General features: G+C 45.5%; 14 protein-coding genes and 1 tRNA gene. All 15 read left to right on the top strand.

Going from position 1 to position 15,152, the window contains the following annotated elements:
- Window positions 1-34 precede the first annotated feature (34 nt).
- The 15 genes from LI82_RS08840 (at window position 35) to LI82_RS08770 (ending at window position 15,146) form a co-directional block, all read left to right on the top strand.
- Window positions 35-985, top strand: a complete 951-nt coding sequence (locus LI82_RS08840; protein ID WP_048195109.1) for a prohibitin family protein — start codon at window positions 35-37, stop codon at window positions 983-985.
- A 17-nt stretch (window positions 986-1,002) separates the two neighbouring features.
- Window positions 1,003-1,755 carry a 4-phosphopantoate--beta-alanine ligase gene (locus tag LI82_RS08835; RefSeq protein WP_048195108.1) on the top strand — a complete coding sequence of 251 codons (753 nt, stop codon included), beginning with the start codon at window positions 1,003-1,005 and terminating at the stop codon, window positions 1,753-1,755.
- A gap of 8 nt (window positions 1,756-1,763) precedes the next feature.
- Window positions 1,764-2,402: an HD domain-containing protein gene (locus LI82_RS08830; RefSeq protein ID WP_048196183.1), complete on the top strand. Its 639-nt coding sequence runs from the start codon at window positions 1,764-1,766 to the stop codon at window positions 2,400-2,402.
- A gap of 17 nt (window positions 2,403-2,419) precedes the next feature.
- Window positions 2,420-3,724 (top strand): amidohydrolase family protein, encoded by a 1,305-nt coding sequence (locus tag LI82_RS08825; RefSeq protein WP_048195106.1) that lies wholly within the window; start codon window positions 2,420-2,422, stop codon window positions 3,722-3,724.
- Window positions 3,725-3,792: 68 nt separating this feature from the next.
- Window positions 3,793-5,028, top strand: coding sequence for an adenosylhomocysteinase (locus LI82_RS08820; protein ID WP_048195104.1), 1,236 nt, complete (start codon window positions 3,793-3,795; stop codon window positions 5,026-5,028).
- A gap of 414 nt (window positions 5,029-5,442) precedes the next feature.
- Window positions 5,443-5,519 (top strand) — tRNA-Lys (locus LI82_RS08815).
- A 45-nt stretch (window positions 5,520-5,564) separates the two neighbouring features.
- Window positions 5,565-5,801, top strand: a complete 237-nt coding sequence (locus tag LI82_RS08810; RefSeq protein ID WP_048195102.1) for a DNA-directed RNA polymerase subunit H — start codon at window positions 5,565-5,567, stop codon at window positions 5,799-5,801.
- Window positions 5,802-6,042: 241 nt separating this feature from the next.
- Window positions 6,043-7,632, top strand: coding sequence for a DNA-directed RNA polymerase subunit B'' (locus LI82_RS08805; protein ID WP_048195100.1), 1,590 nt, complete (start codon window positions 6,043-6,045; stop codon window positions 7,630-7,632).
- Window positions 7,632-9,446, top strand: a complete 1,815-nt coding sequence (rpoB, locus tag LI82_RS08800; protein WP_048195098.1) for a DNA-directed RNA polymerase subunit B — start codon at window positions 7,632-7,634, stop codon at window positions 9,444-9,446. Before LI82_RS08805 ends, rpoB begins: the two co-directional genes overlap by 1 nt.
- 11 nt (window positions 9,447-9,457) lie before the next feature.
- On the top strand, window positions 9,458-12,103 hold the full coding sequence (locus LI82_RS08795; protein WP_048196181.1) for a DNA-directed RNA polymerase subunit A': 2,646 nt from the start codon (window positions 9,458-9,460) through the stop codon (window positions 12,101-12,103).
- Window positions 12,103-13,272, top strand: a complete 1,170-nt coding sequence (rpoA2, locus tag LI82_RS08790; protein WP_048195096.1) for a DNA-directed RNA polymerase subunit A'' — start codon at window positions 12,103-12,105, stop codon at window positions 13,270-13,272. Before LI82_RS08795 ends, rpoA2 begins: the two co-directional genes overlap by 1 nt.
- An 80-nt stretch (window positions 13,273-13,352) precedes the next feature.
- Complete coding sequence (locus LI82_RS08785) at window positions 13,353-13,640, top strand: 50S ribosomal protein L30e (protein WP_048195093.1); 288 nt, start codon at window positions 13,353-13,355, stop codon at window positions 13,638-13,640.
- 18 nt (window positions 13,641-13,658) lie between these two features.
- Entirely contained in the window at window positions 13,659-14,084 is a 426-nt protein-coding gene (locus LI82_RS08780; protein ID WP_048195091.1) for a NusA-like transcription termination signal-binding factor, read from the top strand.
- Between the two features lie 68 nt (window positions 14,085-14,152).
- Window positions 14,153-14,581, top strand: a complete 429-nt coding sequence (locus LI82_RS08775) for a 30S ribosomal protein S12 (protein WP_048195090.1) — start codon at window positions 14,153-14,155, stop codon at window positions 14,579-14,581.
- A gap of 4 nt (window positions 14,582-14,585) precedes the next feature.
- Entirely contained in the window at window positions 14,586-15,146 is a 561-nt protein-coding gene (locus LI82_RS08770; RefSeq protein ID WP_048195089.1) for a 30S ribosomal protein S7, read from the top strand.
- The last annotated feature ends 6 nt before the right edge of the window (window positions 15,147-15,152 follow it).

Here is a 15,152-nt window from a genome sequence, read left to right as displayed (position 1 = left end):
TAGATCATTATATACAAATCAGGAGTAAATTATTATGGTAATGGAAGATGAATGGGACATTAAAGGTCCCAGTGAGGGCAAGGAATCCCCTATGCCTGAAATTAAGATCCCTCCAATTGCAGTAGTGGCTCTTCGTGGGGCAGCTATTGTTTTAACGATATTGATCATCTTTTCTGTAGTTTTTGGATCGATATTCGTGTCTATTGGTGCTGGTGAAGTTGGTGTAAAATTCAGCCAGTTCGGTGGTGTCCAGGATGACGAACTTGGTGAAGGTCTACATATTGTACCTCCGTGGGTAAGTGTTACCAAGTATTCTGTAAGGAGCGAGGTTTACACAATGAGTGCAAGGACTTCAGAAGGTGAAGTTGTGGGCGATGACCAGATCAATGCACTTACAAATGAAGGATTGACCCTTGGTCTCGATATCAGTGTAAGGTACAGGCTTGTTGCAGAGGATGCAAGTGAGGTCCACAAAAAGCTTGGTACCGGCTATGCAGAAAAGATCATCAGACCTACGATAAAGTCCGTTATCAGGGAAGTTGTTTCCAGAAATACTGCCATGGAAGTGTATGGTGAACAAAGAGAACTGGTCGCAACCGAAATGGTTGAGGAGATGGAAGCTGCTCTTCTTGAGGATGGTATAATCGTTGAAGAGGTTCTTCTAAGGAACGTCAGGTTGCCGGAAAAGGTGGCTGATGCTATCGAGTCCAAACTTCAGGCGGATCAGGAAGCTCAGAGGATGGTCTTTGTGAAGCAGAAGGAACAGCTTGAAGCTGAAAGGAAAATAATCGAGGCTAATGGTGCTGCTAATGCGACCATTGTTCGGGCAACCGGAGAAGCAGAGGCTTTGCGTCTGATTAATGCGGAACTTGCAAAGAATCCGAAACTTATCAACTACAAGTATATCCAGATGCTCGAGGGACAGGAAGTTCAGACATTGGTAGTTCCTTCTGACCAGGGAATTATCCTGGATGCTACTGCTTGATCAGTGCGGTATGTAATATGAGCGAGATCCCGAAAGATCATCCAAGATATGCTTCCCTCTTAACAAGGGAGAAGATAGTCGAAGGTGTTGAAATTGGAATCACAAGTCAGCAGGGTCTGGTCGCACAGGGTCGGGGTGAATGCTTCGATTACCTGACCGGTGAGCAGACCACTGCCTCTGCTTTTTTGGCAGAGAAGGTTAGTGTTGCCATGTTGCTCCTTGCAGAGCGACCGGTACTATCGGTGAATGGCAATGCTGCTGCACTTGTTCCCGATTCTCTTGTAAAGCTCTCTGACGTGACCGGTGCGCCCCTTGAGGTGAATCTGTTCCACAGGACTGAGGAGCGTGTCAACCGGATAATCGACCACCTTAAAGACAACGGTGCATCAGAGGTTCTTGGCAGCAAGGCAGATGCCCGTCTTGAATTACAGCACAGCAGGGGGATCGTTGACAGCGAGGGCATCTACAATGCGGATGTGGTACTTGTCCCGCTTGAAGATGGTGACCGATGTCAGGCGCTTGTGGATATGGGTAAAAGTGTTATCACGATCGACCTTAATCCGCTATCGCGGACATCCCGTACTGCCACAGTGACAATTGTGGATAATGTGGTCCGTGCTGTGGACAATATGATAGACCTTTCCTCTGAGCTGAAAGGGCTTGATGAGGCTGAACTACGAAAAATTGTCAATGACTATGACAATTCTCGTACACTTTCCGATGCAGTACGGCAGATGATAAGAAAACTTGAAGAACTTTCAGATACGTGATGTATCTCATGGATCTGATCGACAGGACTCGGGAATTTGTTGCTTGCGTGCTTGCAGATGAACCGAGTTCTCATGAGATGTCACACATCGAGCGTGTGGAATCCACTTGCATGAAGATACAGGCAGAGGAAGGTGGTGATCTTCAGGTCATCAGGCTTGCAGCCTTGCTTCATGATGTTGGTGTCGTAAGGGAACATCGTGAGGGTGGCGACCATGCTGAATTCAGTTCAGAGATCGCCCGTGATTTTCTTTTTAGTGAAGGTTTGGATAGGTCCACGATCGACCACGTGGTATCCTGCATAATAACTCACAGGTTCAGCCGTGGGCATAAGGCGGAATCCCTTGAGGGGCAAATATTGCAGGATGCAGATCGTATCGATGCCCTTGGCGCTATTGGTGTATTCAGGGCAGTTATGTCCATGGGTGCATTGCGATGCCTGAAGCATGCCAGCGGTGTTGAGAAAAGCTCTTCAAAGAATGCATATGCAGAAGACCCTCTGGATGGCTTTGCCGAATATATGGAAATGAAACCTTTTAAAATAATAAACAGATTGAATACTGCCGCTGCAAGGGAGATCGCAGAGGATAGGCTTAAGATAATGCATCAATATCTTAATGCATTGGAGGACGAGACGTCCTTAAGATAACATTTACAGGTGTCATAATGGCTGATATCATAATAAAGAACGGTTATATTCTGACGATGGATCCTTCGTTGGAGAGCATCAAAAATGGTGTTGTTGTTATAGAAGATGGCAGGATCACGGATGTATGCGAAAATACAGAGGAGACTGCTGATACTGTAATAGATGCGCAGGGCAGCGTTGTGATGCCTGGTTTTGTGAACACTCACACCCATGCAGGAATGACACTTTTCAGGGGATATGCTGATGATCTTGCTCTTTCTGACTGGCTCGAGAACCATATCTGGCCGGCAGAAGCTGAACTGACAGCTTCTGATGTTTATGCAGGCACTCGTCTTGCATGCCTTGAAATGATTAAAAGCGGGACTATTGCATTTGCTGATATGTACTTCTTCATGGAAGAGGTTGGAAAGGTGGTTGAAGATTCAGGTCTTCGTGCTGCCCTGTCCTATGGGATGATTGAGCTATGGGATGAAGAAAAAGGCAAGGCTGAGCTGAAGAAAGGCAAAGCATTCATTAATGAGTGGGATGGAAAAGCCGATGGCAGGATATCTGCCATGTATGGTCCGCATGCTCCAAATACCTGCTCAAAAGAGTTCCTTATGAAGGTAAGGGAGCAGGCAACCGAGGACAATGCAAAGATCCACATCCATGTTCTTGAGACAGAAGCGGAACTTAACCAGATGAAAGATCAGTATGGTATGTGCTCTGTTAACATGCTGGACGAGATCGATTTCTTTGGTCCCGATGTCCTTGCTGCACACTGTGTATGGCTCTCTGATGGTGATATGGATATTCTCCGTAACAATAATGTCAATATTTCACATAATCCTGTAAGCAATATGAAGCTGGCATCAGGTATTGCTCCTGTTACGAAGTTGCTTGATCGCGGGGCGAATGTCTGTCTTGGAACGGATGGATGCGCTTCCAACAATAATCTTGGCATGTTCGAGGAGATGAAGACCGCAGCTTTGCTCCAGAAGGTCGAGACCATGGATCCGATGGCACTTCCTGCAAGGCAGGTGCTTGAGATGGCCACAGTCAACGGTGCAAAGGCACTTGACCTCAACAGCGGAATGATAAGGAAAGATTATAATGCAGATGTTATTATTGTTGACATGAACAAAGCACATTTGAATCCATTGTATGATGTTCCTTCTCACCTTGTGTACTCGGCTGGTAGCAGTGATGTGAGAACCACTATTGTAAATGGTAGAGTGCTTATGGATGATTACAGGGTCCTTTGCATGGATGAGCAGAAGGTCATCGATGAGGGTCGGGATGCAGCAGAGAAACTGATGTCCCGCGTGGATGCGAAGAAATAATTTGTCATTTGTTCAATTACATTGTTCATATTAAATTATATTTTACGCTTTAAATTGGAGATTCGAATATGAGTGAAAAAGAACTGATAGAATCCGGTGATATGAAGATCGGCTGGGTGCGTAATCACATGCCTGTGCTATCTATCATAAGGGAGAACTTTGAGCGCGAGCAGCCTCTTAAAGGACATAAGATCGCAATGGCGCTTCATGTCGAGGCAAAGACCGCCGCTCTTGTTGAGACCCTTGCAATAGGTGGTGCGGAAGTAGCTATTACCGGCTGCAATCCACTGAGTACACAGGATGATGTCTCAGCTGCTCTCAATACAAGGGACAACATTGATTGTTATGCTAAATACGATTGCTGTGGCGATGAATATTATGAAGCCATTGACAAAGTACTTGATATGAAACCTGACATCACTATTGATGATGGTGCAGATCTTATTTTCAAGCTTCACACCGAACGTCAGGACATGCTTCCTGAGATCCTTGGTGGCTGTGAGGAAACCACGACTGGTATCCACAGGCTTAAGGCAATGGAAAAGGACGGTGCTCTGAAGATGCCGGTAATTGCTGTCAACGATGCAATGACCAAGTTCCTTTTCGATAACCGCTATGGTACCGGTCAGTCTTCATGGGATGGTATCATGAGGACCACTAATCTGCTTGTTGCAGGAAAGACTGTTGTCATTGGTGGATATGGCTGGTGTGGAAAGGGTGCAGCAATGCGCGCATCCGGACTTGGTGCAGACGTCGTTGTGACCGAGATCGATCCTATAAGGGCACTCGAGGCACGTATGGATGGCCACCGTGTGATGTCAATGTCAGAAGCTGCAAAATATGGTGATATCTTTGTGACAACTACCGGTAACGTGGATGTCCTTACAAGAAAGCACTTTGAAGTTATGAAGGATGGTGCAATTCTTGCAAACTCCGGTCACTTCAATGTGGAGATCAACCTTGAAGAGCTCACTGCGATGGCAGATTCTATCAATATCGTCAGGAAGAACATCAAGGAGTATAATGTTGCCGGCAGGAAGATCAATGTACTTGCTGATGGAAGGCTTGTGAACCTTGCAGCAGGTGACGGCCACCCTGCAGAGGTAATGGACATGAGCTTCGCGAACCAGGCACAGTGCGTTAAGTATATTGCTGATAACAAGCTGGAGGCTGGAGTACACCCTGTTCCTCGTGATCTTGACATTTATGTTGCTGAGTTGAAGCTTAAGTCACTCGGAATCGAGATCGATGAACTTGAATCCCATCAGACTGAATACATGGAAGGCTGGGAGTGCGGGACATAATTGTCCTGCATTATTTTTTATGATTGTGTTTCCCCTTCATTTTTAAATCTGGCTTACAAATGTTTAAAACTTCTCTAAGTCTGGTTGGATTAGAATTGCATATGTCCATTAGTGGGATATGATGCGTTAGTGGCACAAGTTGCCTAATTATAAAAAAAAGAATGCGGTATTATTTTGATTACTTAATTCAGACTTGTAACTTTGTAAAAGTCCGAAATTATATTATATATATGTATTGAATTATTGCATGCCTGATTATTGATGCAATCATATGTCTTTTATATCTCTCTACTGTTTATGGGTCAATTACAAAATGCAAAGGCAGTTTCATAGAAATCCTTAAATAGTATTAGTCCCTCTTTGTGCCGTCGTACGAGGCATGCAATATGTGGCACTCGTACTATGTATCGTCATGGGCTCGTAGCTTAGTCAGGCAGAGCGTCTGGCTTTTAACCAGACGGCCTAGGGTTCAAATCCCTACGAGCCCGCCAGCAATCCTGGAATAATTGCTTGCATATTTTTAAGGAGGAGTATATTTGAGTAAGTTCAGCCTGCTTGACCACGAATTGATCCCCAATCATGAGATTATGGATGAGGATGAATTAAGGACTGTCCTGAAGCACTTTAATGTAGAGAGGGAGCAGTTGCCAAAATTAAAAGTAACCGATCCTATTGCACAGGAGATTGATGCGGTGCCTGGTGATGTTGTTAAGATCACTCGCAAAAGTCAGACTGCAGGTGAAGCACTGTATTACAGATATGTAATAGAGTGAACACGAGGTTTTCAAATTTGAGGCATTTCGTTTATTTTTTACGTACTTTTTTTGGTCGCAATATACTGCACATTTCCCATATTACGGCCGGTCTAGTCAATACTGTGTTCATCCCATTGAACGCTACTAATGATCATAATCGCTTTATTTCTCTTAAATATCCAATTAACTAAAAGAGGGTGCTATCATCGCATTAGATACAAGCATACTATCAGAGGCCTATTTCACAAAGGACAAGATTGTGCAGCATCACATTGACTCTTACAACAAGTTCACCAGATCTGGTCTCCAGAAGATCATTGATGAGCAGGGTATAATCGAGACAGATCTTGAAGATATCTATGTAAAACTTGGTAAGATAAGGGTGGAAAATCCAGTAGTTAAGGAAGCTGACGGTGCAATTGAGAAATTGTATCCAAATGAAGGAAGGTTACGTAACCTTTCTTATTCAGCTCCCCTTTTCCTGGAGATGTCTGTTGTACAGAATGGTGAGGAACAAGAACCAAGGGAAGCCAAAATCGGACAGCTCCCCGTAATGATCAAATCGGATATCTGTAACCTTGTTGGCATAAATGACACTGAAATGATCCAACATGGTGAGGATCCGCTTGATCCTGGAGGATATTTCATCGTAAATGGTACCGAGCGTGTTGTAATGACTCTCGAGGACCTTGCACCTAACAAGATACTTGCCGAGTTCGGTGAGCGTTACGGTGATACTATCGAGGTTGCAAAAGTATTCTCTCAGAGAAGAGGTTACAGAGCTCTGGTAGTTGTGGAAAGAGGACGCAAATCCCTTCTGGAAGTGTCTTTCCCATCCATATCCGGTCGTATAAACTTCATCACATTGATTCGTGCTCTTGGAATCGAGACCGATGAGGATGTTGTGAAAGTTGTCTCTACCGATCAGGAGATCATGAAGTTCATGTTCGAGAACCTTGAGGAAGCCGAAGTGGACACCATTGAGGATGCTATCGAGAAGATCGGTGGCCGTGTTGCTTCAGGTCAGGCAAGGGAATACCAGATGAAGCGTGCAAATTACGTCATTGACCGTTATCTGCTCCCACATCTGGGTAACGATCCTGCAGACAGGATAGCAAAAGCTCACTTCCTTGGAAGGATGGCAGAATCATGCTTCGAACTTGCACTTGGAAGGCGAGCTGGCGATGACAAGGATCACTATTCTAACAAGAGGTTGAAACTTACAGGTGACCTGATGGAAGATCTGTTCAGGGTAGCATTCAACCGTCTTGCACGCGATGTAAAATACCAGCTCGAGAGAGCTAACATGAGAAACAGGGAACTGAATGTAGCCACCCTTGTTCGTGCAGATGTACTTACTGACCGTCTGCAGCATCCTCTTGCTACAGGTAACTGGGTAGGCGGAAGAAGTGGTGTTTCACAGTTGCTTGACCGTACTGACTATATTTCCACTCTGTCTCACTTAAGACGTGTGATATCACCATTGTCAAGGGCACAGCCTCACTTCGAGGCCCGTGATCTGCACCCAACCCAGTGGGGTCGTCTTTGTCCGTCAGAGACTCCTGAAGGTCCAAACTGTGGTCTTGTGAAGAACTTTGCCCAGATGGTCGAACTCTCCACAGGTGCTGAAGAGATTGATGCTATCAAGAACATCCTTTATGGAGTTGGAGTTGCTCCTGTTGAATTATATGTCCCTGAGAAGGTGCTTGACTACTCCGTTGATGCGGTCTATGCAGAGGAGCTTGATATAGTGCCTGAAGAGACTGTAAAACCAGAGGTTGAATATCATGATATTATGGATGAGAACGCTGATCCTATCGGCGATGATAAACCAGGGGAGGTTCTTTAATGACTGAAGCAAAGGTCTTCCTTGACGGAGAACTTATCGGAACACATAACAATCCGGTAGAGCTGGTCGCAGATATAAGGAAGCAGCGTCGTAATGGGATGCTGTCCAGTCAGCTGAATGTGACTCTTTACGAGGACATTCATGAAGTTATCCTCAGTTCAGACATGGGTCGTGCCCGAAGGCCGGTCATTGTTGTAGAAGATGGTGTTCCTCTGGTCACAGGTGAACACGTAGAGAAACTTAATGCTGGTGAAATATCCTTTGTCGATCTTGTAGCGCAGGGATGTGTTGAATATCTGGATGCTGAAGAAGAGGAGAATGCTTTCATTGGTCTTTACGAAGAGGACCTTACTCCAAAGCACACCCATCTTGAGATCGACCCTTCACTGATCCTTGGTATCTGTACCGGTATGGTCCCATATCCGGAACACAACGCTTCTCCGAGGAACACAATGGGTGCAGCGATGATCAAGCAGTGTATCGGTGTCTCCACCTCTAACATCAAGCTTAGGCCAGACACGCGCGCACACGTTCTTCACTATCCTCAAAAGGCACTTACACGAACTCACACATGTGAGTCCATTCACTTTGATGACCGTCCTGCAGGGCAGAACTTCGTAGTTGCTGTCATGTCCTACGAAGGTCACAATATTGAGGATGCACTTGTTTTCAACAAAGGTTCTATTCAGAGGGGTCTTGGAAGGAGCCACTTCCTGAGGACATTCGAGGGTGAAGAACGACGTTATCCTGGTGGTCAGGAAGACAAGTTCGAGATACCTGACTCTGAGTTCAGGGGTGCCCGCAGTGCAGAAGCATATGCAAATCTTGACATTGACGGTCTTGTAAACCCTGAGACCATTGTAGGTCCAAACGCTGTTCTTATCGGAAAGACCAGTCCTCCAAGGTTCCTTGAAGAGCAGTCTGATTTCGGTATAACTGTTGAGCAGCGCAGGGAAAGTGCAATTACCATGCGTTCCAACGAGAAAGGTATCGTGGACACTGTCATTCTTACAGAATCTATTAACGGAACCCGTCTTACAAAGGTTAAGATAAGGGATCAGAGGATCCCTGAGATCGGTGACAAATTTGCATCAAGACACGGTCAGAAAGGAGTTATCGGTTTGATAGTTCCATATCAGGATATGCCATTCACTGAAGGCGGTATGGTTCCTGATCTTGTTATTAATCCACACGCAATCCCTTCACGTATGACTGTTGCTCACGTTCTTGAAATGATCGGAGGTAAGGTTGGTTGTATCGAAGGTCACCGCATTAATGCAACTGCTTTCTCAGGTGAAACCGAGGATGACATTCGTGATGGTCTGAAGAAACATGGTTTCTCACACACAGGAAAGGAAGTATTCTCTGATGGTGTAACCGGAAAGAAGATCCAGGCAGATGTGTTCGTTGGTGTGATCCTTTACCAGAAACTGCATCACATGGTCGCATCAAAGATACATGCCAGGTCCAGAGGCCCTGTACAGGTATTGACCCGTCAGCCAACAGAAGGACGTGCTCGTGAGGGTGGTCTGAGGTTTGGTGAAATGGAAAGAGATGTACTGATCGGACACGGTGCTGCAATGACCCTGAAGGAAAGGTTGCTTGATGAATCTGACAAGGTTGTTGAGCTTGTATGTGGACACTGTGGAATGGTTGCTACCTTTGACAGGACACGTAACATAAGGTACTGTTCGAACTGTGGTGCGGAAACAGATATTCACCCGGTAGAAATGAGCTATGCTTTCAAGTTGCTCCTTGATGAGATCAAATCTCTGGGAGTTGCTCCAAGACTTAGACTTGATGATGCAGTGTGATGGTGATACAGATGGATAATATGATACCTTCAATACCAAAAAGGATCGGTGCGATCAAATTCGGTCTGATCTCCCCTCGTGAAGTCAGGAAGATGAGTGTCACATCGATCATAACTGCGGACACTTACGATGATGACGGGTACCCTATCGATATGGGTCTCATGGACCTGCGCCTTGGTGTTATTGACCCGGGTCTTAAATGTAAGAGCTGTGGAAGCCGCGCTGGGGAATGCCCTGGTCACTTCGGTCACATTGAACTTGTGGCCCCTGTGATACATGTAGGCTTTAACAAGACCATTCGTAAGATCTTACGTTCAGTTTGTTGCAAATGCAGCGCTCTAATGCTTGAAGAGAGCAAGAAGAAGGATTACCTCGAACAGCTTTCCAAGTATAAGGATATGGGACATCTTCCTGATGATGTCATCAATGATGTTTTTAAAGAGGCAAGAAAGCCAAAGGTCTGTCCATATTGTGGCGAGGCACAACTTGATATCAAGTTCGAGAAGCCAAGTGAATATATCGAAGATGGTCACAAACTTACTCCTACTGAAATCCGTGACAGGTTCGAGAACGTCTCTGATGATGATATTCGTGTCATGGGTATGAACCCTGATACTGCCCGGCCTGAATGGATGATACTGACTGTACTTCCGGTTCCTCCGGTCACGGTGAGACCTTCTATTACACTTGAGTCCGGTCAGCGAAGTGAAGATGACCTGACACATAAGCTTGTAGATATCATACGTATCAACCAGCGTTTCCAGGAGAACAGGGATGCAGGTGCTCCACAGCTTATCATTGAGGATCTGTGGGAGCTGTTGCAATATCACGTTACAACATATTTCGATAATGAAGTTTCAGGTGTACCTCCTGCAAGGCACAGGTCAGGAAGGCCTCTTAAGACACTGACCCAGCGTCTTAAGGGTAAAGAAGGACGTTTCAGAGGCAGTCTGTCCGGTAAGCGTGTTAATTTCTCTGCACGTACGGTAGTTTCCCCGGATCCTAACCTTAGTATAAATGAAGTTGGTGTGCCTTTTGAAATTGCAAAGCATATGACGATCCCTGTAAGGGTTATCTCCAGGAATCTCGAGCTCATGAAGGAATATGTCCGTCGTGGGAAGAAGGTCCATCCAGGTGCGAACTATGTTATTCGTGAGGATGGTCGCCGTATCAAGGTGACCGATCTCAACACTGAGGAACTTCTGGAGAAACTTGAGCCAGGATGGGTAGTTGAAAGGCAAATGCAGGACGGGGATATCGTTCTGTTCAACAGGCAGCCTTCTCTTCACAAGATGAGTATCATGGCACACCGCATAAAGGTACTTCCTGGAAAGACCTTTAAGCTCAATCCGGCAGTATGTCCGCCATACAATGCTGATTTTGATGGTGATGAGATGAACATGCACGTACTCCAGACCGAGGAGTCTCGTGCAGAGGCAAGTATCCTCATGCAGGTACAGGAGAACATTCTTTCTCCACGTTTCGGTGGTCCGATCATAGGTGGTATTCACGATCACATTTCAGGTCTGTTCCTTTTGACAAGGAATGAGAATTTCATCAGCAAGAATGATGCTCTGGAACTTCTCCGCAAGGCTGAGTTACGTGAGCTCCCAGAACCTGCAGGACATCTTGAAGATGGTGCTCCTTACTGGAACGGTAAACAGATCTTCAGTCAGATCCTTCCTAAGGGTCTTTACGTAGAATTCCCTGCTCAGGTCTGTTCCAAGTGTGACGTTTGTAAGAAGGCAGGCTGTGAAAACGATGCTTATGTTGTTATTGAAGATGGTGAACTGCTTCAGGGTACCATTGATGAACAGTCCATTGGTGCTTTCAAAGGTCTGATTCTTGATAAGGTGGTCAAGGAATATGGCCCTGCAGCTGGTGCTAAGTTCGTAGATGATTTCACAAGGCTTGCTATCAGGGGTGTAATGCATACCGGGCTGAGTTTCGGTATAAGTGATGAGGATATTCCTAAAAATGCTAAGGTCGAGATCGCAGCAAGGCTTAAGGAAGCTGAAGAAGAGGTCTCTAAACTTATCGGTGCATATGAGGCCAAGGAACTTGAACCATTGCCAGGTAGGACCCTTGCAGAGACCATTGAAATGAGGATCATGCAGACCCTGGGTAAGGCAAGAGATGATACTGGTAGGATCGCTGACAACCAGCTTGGTCTGGAGAACTCTGCGGTTATCATGGCAAGGTCTGGTGCTCGTGGTTCTATTTTGAACCTGACTCAGATGGCTGCTTGTGTCGGACAGCAGGCTGTTCGTGGTGAGCGTATAAGAAGGGGCTATGCCGGAAGGACATTACCTCACTTCTATAAGGGTGACCTTGCTGCAGATGCACACGGTTTCGTCAAAGCAAGTTACAAGAGCGGACTGAATCCGACTGAATACTTCTTCCACGCAATTGGAGGTCGTGAAGGTCTTGTGGATACTGCGGTACGTACTTCCCAGTCAGGTTACCTGCAGAGGCGTCTTGTGAATGCACTTCAGGACCTTGAGGTCCAGTATGACCGATCTGTACGCGAGACCAGAGGGGTCATTGTACAGTTCAAATATGGGGAAGATGGTATTGACTCCACTAAGAGTGATTACAGTAAGCCTGAGGCAATACACCGTGTTGTCAGGGCTGTTACGGGAAAGGAGGTGGCATAATGTCCATCAGTGAAGCTACTATTGATTCAATGATAGGTGGTCTTCCACTTCCAATGACTACGCTTGCGACCCTCAAAGATGATGTAATGAAGGTCGGAGTAACCAAGAAAGAGCTGGAAGAGATCATCGAACGTGTCATGACGGATTATGAATATGCATGTGTTGAACCTTGTGAAGCCGTGGGTGTGGTATCTGCTCAGTCCATTGGTGAACCGGGCACTCAGATGACCATGCGTACTTTCCACTACGCTGGTGTCGCTGAGATCAACGTTACATTGGGTTTGCCACGTCTTATCGAGATCGTGGATGCGAGAAAGACTCCAAGTACTCCTATGATGACAGTTGCACTTGACAAAGACCATGCAAATGACAGGGATCTTGCAAGGAAGGTCGCATGGGAGATCGAAGCAACTCACATTGCACATCTTGCAGATGTGACCACTGATCTTGCCAACATGAACCTTGTTATTGACCTTAACGAAAAAATGCTCGTCCAGAGGGCTATCGCTGTGGATGATATTGCAGAGAAGCTCGAGGAGGAGCTTGGAGTTTCAGTTAAGGTTTCAGGTGCTGTGAGCAATCAGATAATTGCTCAGCCAAACGAGCCATCATACAGGGAGCTTCTTCAGCTTGCCAAGAAGATCCATACTATCACTCTCAAAGGTATTGAAGGTATCAAGAGGGTAGTTATCAGGAAAGATGGTGAGGAATATACCCTCTATACAGAAGGCTCAGTACTGAAGGAAGTTCTCAATGTTGAAGGTGTGGATATTACAAGGACGTACACCAACAACATTGGTGAGATCTATGAGGTATTCGGAATCGAAGCTGCTCGTAATTCCATCATAAAAGAAGCAAGTGATACTCTGCGTGAGCAGGGTCTTACTGTGGATATTCGTCACATAATGCTTGTATCAGATATCATGACCTGTGATGGTGAAGTAAAACAGATCGGTCGTCATGGAATTTCCGGAGAGAAGGCCAGTGTCTTCGCCCGTGCTGCATTCGAGGTTACTGTTAACCACTTACTTGATGCGGGAATGCGCGGTGACATTGATGAACTCAATGGTGTTACTGAGAACATCATTGTTGGTCAGCCTATAAAACTTGGTACTGGTGACGTTCATCTGGTGGCTAGAAATCCTCTTGCTAAACTTGATGAAGAGTAAGTACAACCAGAAAGTAGATATAAGGAATCAGTTATTAGAATACAAATCTCAAATTGACAATATATATGAGTTGATGTAAAATGGATATTAATGTTGATAAAGCACTGATCAAAGTTATCAGGACAGGCTCTGTTATCATCGGGGCAAACCGCACCATTGATGCAGCTGTCAAGAACGAGGCAAAGATGATAGTTCTTGCATCCAATTGTCCTGCACACGTGAGGGAACAGATCGAAGCAACAAAAGTGCCGGTCCTGAACTATACTGGGACAAGTGTAGATCTTGGTCCTGCATGCGGTAAGCCATTCACTATTGCTGCAATGGCTATAATGGATGTAGGAGAATCTGATATACTTGCAGTAGCTTAAGATCAGGAGTTGTATTATTTGAGCGAGATCAGGCTTTCAACTGAATGTGTAAGATATATTGCACTGTTTGAAAGTATGACCGACGCTTCAATTAAGGATTGTATTATCGATGATGGCAGGGTCATCTATGTCGTGAATACTGGTGACATGGGTGCTGCTATTGGGAAACGTGGAGACAACATTAATCGGGTCAAAAGGTCCGTTGATAAACACATAGAACTTATCGAATACTCGGATGAGCCGGTTACATTTATAAAGAATGCTTTCGGTACTGTGTCTATAAAGTCCGTCAATATATCCAGTAAGGGTGACAAAAAAATCGCCTATGTGGATGTATCCGCGAGTGATAAAGGGCTTGCTATCGGACGTAATGGAAGCAACATTGAAAAAGTAAAAATGGTAGTTAGTCGCCATCACGATATCGATGATGTGATCTTAGAGTGAACTTTCGTTCGCTAAATGATTAATAATTTCAACTCATTATGTACGGAACACTATTGGGAGGATAATATATGCCAAATGGAAAATATGCAGCTCACAGACTTCAACAGGTTCGCAAAGATGCCAGGTGGAAAGACACCAGCTACAGCAGACGTACCTTAGGTCTGGACGTTAAATCTGACCCGCTCAGTGGCGCGCCACAGGGTCGTGGAATTGTACTTGAAAAGGTAGGTGTTGAGGCAAAACAGCCTAACTCTGCTATCAGGAAATGTGTAAGGATCCAGTTGATCAAGAATGGCCGTCAGGCAACAGCATTCTGTCCGGGTGACGGTGCTATCAACTTCATTGATGAGCACGATGAAGTGACCGTGGAAAGGATCGGTGGCCGCATGGGTGGTGCGATGGGTGATATTCCCGGAGTGCGCTTCAAGGTTACTGCAGTTAACAATGTTTGTTTGAGAGAAATGGTCATTGGAAGAAAGGAAAAGCCAAGGAGATAATTCCATGTATAAGTTATTCGGAAAATGGGACCTTTCAGAGGTAGAAGTTAATGATGCTGGTATCAAGAGATACGTGAACCTTGATCCTGTGATCATACCACACACATCAGGTAAGCACGCAAGACAGCAGTTCAACAAATCTGATCTATGTATCGTTGAGCGTCTTGTCAACAATGTGATGCGCAATGCGCAGAACACTGGTAAGAAGCAGATCGCTATGCGTATTGTGGACGATGCGTTTGATGTGATCAATAAGAGGACACAAAAGAACCCTGTCCAGGTACTTGTGGAAGCCATTGGTAATGCTGGTCCAAGGGAAGAAGTTGTAAGACTCAAATACGGTGGTATCTCTGTACCAAAAGCAGTAGATACTGCACCACAGAGGCGTATTGACACTGCATTGAGGCATATCGCAATAGGTGCAAACCAGTCAGCATTCAAATCAAAGCGCTCTGCATCCGAATGCCTTGCATCCGAGCTGATCGCAGCTTCCAACCGTGATGCAAAGTGCTTCTCTATTAACAGAAAGGACGGAAAGGAAAGAGTCGCAAAGGCAGCACGTTAATCGTGT

This window comes from Methanococcoides methylutens, from assembly GCF_000765475.1.
GTDB classification, from domain to species: Archaea; Halobacteriota; Methanosarcinia; order Methanosarcinales; family Methanosarcinaceae; genus Methanococcoides; species Methanococcoides methylutens.
Note: the sequence above shows the minus strand (reverse complement) of the source record. Positions and strands in the feature narration are given on the sequence as shown.

Bases quoted from the DNA above. Each gene is read 5' to 3' on its own strand.
- LI82_RS08785 (WP_048195093.1), top strand. From the start codon at position 13,353: ATGGATATTAATGTTGATAAAGCACTGATCAAAGTTATCAGGACAGGC.
- LI82_RS08820 (WP_048195104.1), top strand. From the start codon at position 3,793: ATGAGTGAAAAAGAACTGATAGAATCCGGTGATATGAAGATCGGCTGG.
- LI82_RS08775 (WP_048195090.1), top strand. From the start codon at position 14,153: ATGCCAAATGGAAAATATGCAGCTCACAGACTTCAACAGGTTCGCAAA.
- rpoB (WP_048195098.1), top strand. From the start codon at position 7,632: ATGACTGAAGCAAAGGTCTTCCTTGACGGAGAACTTATCGGAACACAT.
- LI82_RS08840 (WP_048195109.1), top strand. From the start codon at position 35: ATGGTAATGGAAGATGAATGGGACATTAAAGGTCCCAGTGAGGGCAAG.
- LI82_RS08825 (WP_048195106.1), top strand. From the start codon at position 2,420: ATGGCTGATATCATAATAAAGAACGGTTATATTCTGACGATGGATCCT.
- rpoA2 (WP_048195096.1), top strand. From the start codon at position 12,103: ATGTCCATCAGTGAAGCTACTATTGATTCAATGATAGGTGGTCTTCCA.
- LI82_RS08830 (WP_048196183.1), top strand. From the start codon at position 1,764: ATGGATCTGATCGACAGGACTCGGGAATTTGTTGCTTGCGTGCTTGCA.
- LI82_RS08835 (WP_048195108.1), top strand. From the start codon at position 1,003: ATGAGCGAGATCCCGAAAGATCATCCAAGATATGCTTCCCTCTTAACA.
- LI82_RS08795 (WP_048196181.1), top strand. From the start codon at position 9,458: ATGGATAATATGATACCTTCAATACCAAAAAGGATCGGTGCGATCAAA.
- LI82_RS08770 (WP_048195089.1), top strand. From the start codon at position 14,586: ATGTATAAGTTATTCGGAAAATGGGACCTTTCAGAGGTAGAAGTTAAT.